Genomic DNA, 3472 nt, shown 5'->3' with positions numbered 1-3472 from the left:
CGAATCGCTGCGACAACGTCGGCATCGGCATGGCCGAGGATCAAAGGTCCCCAGCTGAGAACGTAATCGATGTATTCATTGCCGTCGACATCAAAAATATGACTGCCTTTACCTTTGGCGATAAACGGCGGTGTCGTATCGACGTTACGGAACGAGCGGACGGGACTGTTCACGCCGCCCGGCATAAATTTCTGCGCCGTGGCGAATGCTTCTACCGAACGCGTCCGGTTCATCCTTCATACCCCTCTCGTATCCAGCGAGCCGCTTCCAATGCGTGGTACGTGATAATCAAATCCGCACCCGCGCGCTTCATCGACAGCAGCGTTTCCATAATAAGTCGCTTTTCATCGATCAGACCGGCGGCTCCGGCCGCTTTTACCATCGCGTATTCGCCGCTGACGTTATACACGCAGATCGGCAAATGGGTAATTTCACGCGCCGCCCGTACGACGTCAAGATACGCCAATGCCGGTTTCACGATGATCGCGTCGGTGCCTTCCAACAAGTCGAGTTCGATTTCTTTCAACGCTTCGCGCGCATTCGCCGGATCCATTTGATAGGTTTTGCGATCGCCGAACTGCGGCGCCGAATGCACGGCATCACGGAACGGACCGTAGTAGGCGGAGGCGTATTTCGCCGCGTAACTCATAATCGCCACATCGCTGTAACCCGCTTCATCCAACGCTTCGCGCATCACCGCAATGCGGCCGTCCATCATATCGCTCGGCGCCACCATATGCGCGCCGGCCTTCGCATGACTGACCGCCACTTTGGCAAGCAGCGGCAAGCTTTCGTCATTCATGATGCAGCCGTTTTCCACATGACCGCAGTGACCGCTTTCCGTGTATTGGCACAGACAGACATCGGTAATAACATACAATTCCGGTACTTCTTTGCGGATCGCACGAACCGCCTGTTGCACCGGTTCATTGTCATCCCACGCGGAATCGCCATCCGCCGCTTTGTAAGTCGGAATACCGAAAATTTCCACCGCGGGAATGCCGAGTTCAGCCGCTTCTTTGGCCATCTTAACCGCTTCATCGACGGAAAGATGGTACTGCCCCGGCAGGCTTGCGATTTCTTCTTTTACGCCTTTCCCCGGAACGATAAACAACGGATAAATCAAATCATTGACAGACAATGCGTTTTCACGCACCATGCGTCGAATATTACGGTCAGCGCGCAAACGGCGCGGACGATCATAAGGAGTAATCATACATTCGCTTCCTTTCGAAATACATCCAGTACAGCATCCACCATGGCATCCTGTGTCGCTTTCGCCGCCAGCCGATCCGGCTCCAAGCCCGCTTGTCGCAACGCGTCGGCGGTAATCTCGCCGATCGCAATCAGCGGAATGCCCGCAAGCTCCTTGCGCGGATCTTCCAGCATCGCCAGTAAACCGGTCACGGTCGATGCACTGGTAAACGTAATCGCGGAAATTTTTCCGCTTTGCAGTTCGTTTTGAAAAATATCTTTGCGCGAGGTTTCCGGTACGGTTTCATAAAACGGCACTACATCTACCAAGGCTCCTGCTTTGCGCAGCGTCTCCGGTAACAATTCACGAGCCTGCACCGCCCGCGGCAAAAGCACGCGCTTGCCGTTCATTACTTCGTCTTTCAGAACCGCCAACAATCCTTCCGCCTGCGCCGTCTCCGGTACAATATCGGCCACAATACCGTAACGCCGCAATTTTGCCGCCGTTTTCGAGCCGACCGCCGCGATTTTCAGTGTCGCCAGGTCGCGGCTGTCGCGACCGCATTCCGTGAGCACGGCAAAGAATCGTTCCACGGTATAGGGACTGGTGAAAAGTAAATAGTCATACGACGCGGCATTTTGAACTGCCTGCTTTTGCTCTTCCGTATTGTCCGTCGCCTGTCGGCGAATGGCCGGAATATAGAGCGGTTGCGCGCCCAAACGAGCCAGCTTCTCACCCAACACCGACGCGACATCGGCCGCCCGGGTGACCACGATACGTTTACCGAACAGCGGCTGATCTTCAAACCAGCGCAATTGGTCACGCAACGCCACCACCTCGCCGATGACCAGCAGTCCCGGCGGTTTCAAGCCCGCCGCTTCCACCGCCGCCGGCAGTTCCTCCAAGGTAGCCACCACGGTTTCCTGTTCGGCTTTGGTGCCCCAACGCACAACCGCGGCAGGAGTCGTCGCCGGTCGTCCGTGCGCGATCAATTCACTGACAATTTTACGCAGCTTGCCAAGTCCCATGACAAATGTCAATGTGTCCACACCGGTCGCTAAATGCTCCCAGCGCATGGAGGCTTCCGGTTTTGTCGGATCTTCGTGACCCGTAACCACCGCAAATGATGTCGCCACCGCGCGATGTGTCACGGGAATCCCCGCATACGCCGGCGCGGCGATCGCACTGGTGACGCCCGGGACGATTTCAAAGGCCAGGTTATTTTCCCGTAACGCGAGCGCTTCTTCCCCACCGCGCCCGAAAACGAACGGATCGCCGCCTTTTAAACGCGCTACCGTATGTCCCTGTGCCACTTTTTCCACAAGCAACGTATTGATTTCCGACTGTGTCAGAGTGTGATTGCCCGCCTGTTTGCCGGCATAAATCAATTCCGCGTCGGGCCGCGTCAAAAACAGCAAACTGTCATCGGCCAAGTAATCATAAATGACAACATCCGCTTTTTTTAAGCAGTCCTGCCCTTTGACCGTCAGTAAGCCCGGATCGCCCGGACCTGCGCCGATTAAATATCCTATTCCCGCCATCTCATTCCTCCAACATCGCGCGGACTTCCGTCCATAACTCGCGTCCGCCGTTCGCCAAAATTTCTTCCGCAACGGCTTGTCCCAATGACGCGGCCGCGCTGCATTTTCCGGTTTGTACTGCTTCAATGACCGTTGCGCCGTCCAGCGATAATAATCGTCCCTGTACTTGAATGGTATCGTTTTCATACACAGACGCAGCGCCGATCGGAACCTGACAGCCGCCTTCCAGCGCGGCCAAAATCGCGCGTTCCGCCGCCACGGCCGCTGCCGTTTCGGGATCATGAATGCCCGCCAGCAACGCCAACAATTCTTCATCGTCGGCGCGACATTCTATGGCCAATGCTCCTTGGCCGGCCGCCGGCAACCATTCAGGCGCTTGCAATACTTCCGTAATGCGATCCGCCAAGCCCAAACGCGCTAAACCGGCGCGCGCTAAAATAACGCCCGCCAAATGTTCCGTTTCGATTTTTCCCAAACGTGTTTGCACATTGCCGCGAATCGACACCGGCACCAAATCCGGTCGATAATGTAAAAGCTGCGCCGTACGACGCAAACTGGACGTTCCTACCCGCGCGCCGGCCGGTAAATCGCGCAACAGAGTGCCGTCCGCGGAGACGAACGCGTCCTCTACGTTGGCCCGTTGCGGAATCGCGCCGATCACAAGACCTTGCGGCAGCTTGGTCGGCATATCTTTCAAGCTGTGCACGGCAAAATCAATGCTGCCGTCCAAAAGTTT

The 3472-nt window shown here is 56.2% G+C and carries 4 protein-coding genes; all 4 read right to left on the bottom strand.

Translation table 11 applies throughout. From position 1 onward, the window contains the following. Positions 1-233 (bottom strand): aminotransferase class III-fold pyridoxal phosphate-dependent enzyme (locus tag KH813_RS06290; RefSeq protein ID WP_303994499.1); only part of this gene is annotated, 233 nt, incomplete at its 3' end. Beyond that, positions 230-1216: a porphobilinogen synthase gene (gene hemB, locus KH813_RS06285; RefSeq protein WP_303994498.1), complete on the bottom strand. Its 987-nt coding sequence runs from the start codon at positions 1214-1216 to the stop codon at positions 230-232. The genes hemB and KH813_RS06290, both read right to left, overlap by 4 nt. Then, positions 1213-2736, bottom strand: a complete 1524-nt coding sequence (gene cobA / locus KH813_RS06280) for a uroporphyrinogen-III C-methyltransferase (RefSeq protein ID WP_303994497.1) — start codon at positions 2734-2736, stop codon at positions 1213-1215. Before cobA ends, hemB begins: the two co-directional genes overlap by 4 nt. Before the next feature lies 1 nt (position 2737). After that, positions 2738-3472: hydroxymethylbilane synthase (hemC, locus tag KH813_RS06275; protein ID WP_303994496.1), on the bottom strand; the 735-nt coding region annotated here is incomplete at its 5' end.

Origin of the sequence: Negativicoccus succinicivorans, assembly GCF_018373335.1 — a bacterium.
In the GTDB taxonomy this organism is placed as follows: domain Bacteria; phylum Bacillota; class Negativicutes; order Veillonellales; family Negativicoccaceae; genus Negativicoccus; species Negativicoccus succinicivorans_A.
Note: the sequence above shows the minus strand (reverse complement) of the source record. Positions and strands in the feature narration are given on the sequence as shown.

Coding starts and splice junctions, on each gene's coding strand:
- hemB (WP_303994498.1), bottom strand. CDS start 1,216: ATGATTACTCCTTATGATCGTCCGCGCCGTTTGCGCGCTGACCGTAAT.
- cobA (WP_303994497.1), bottom strand. CDS start 2,736: ATGGCGGGAATAGGATATTTAATCGGCGCAGGTCCGGGCGATCCGGGC.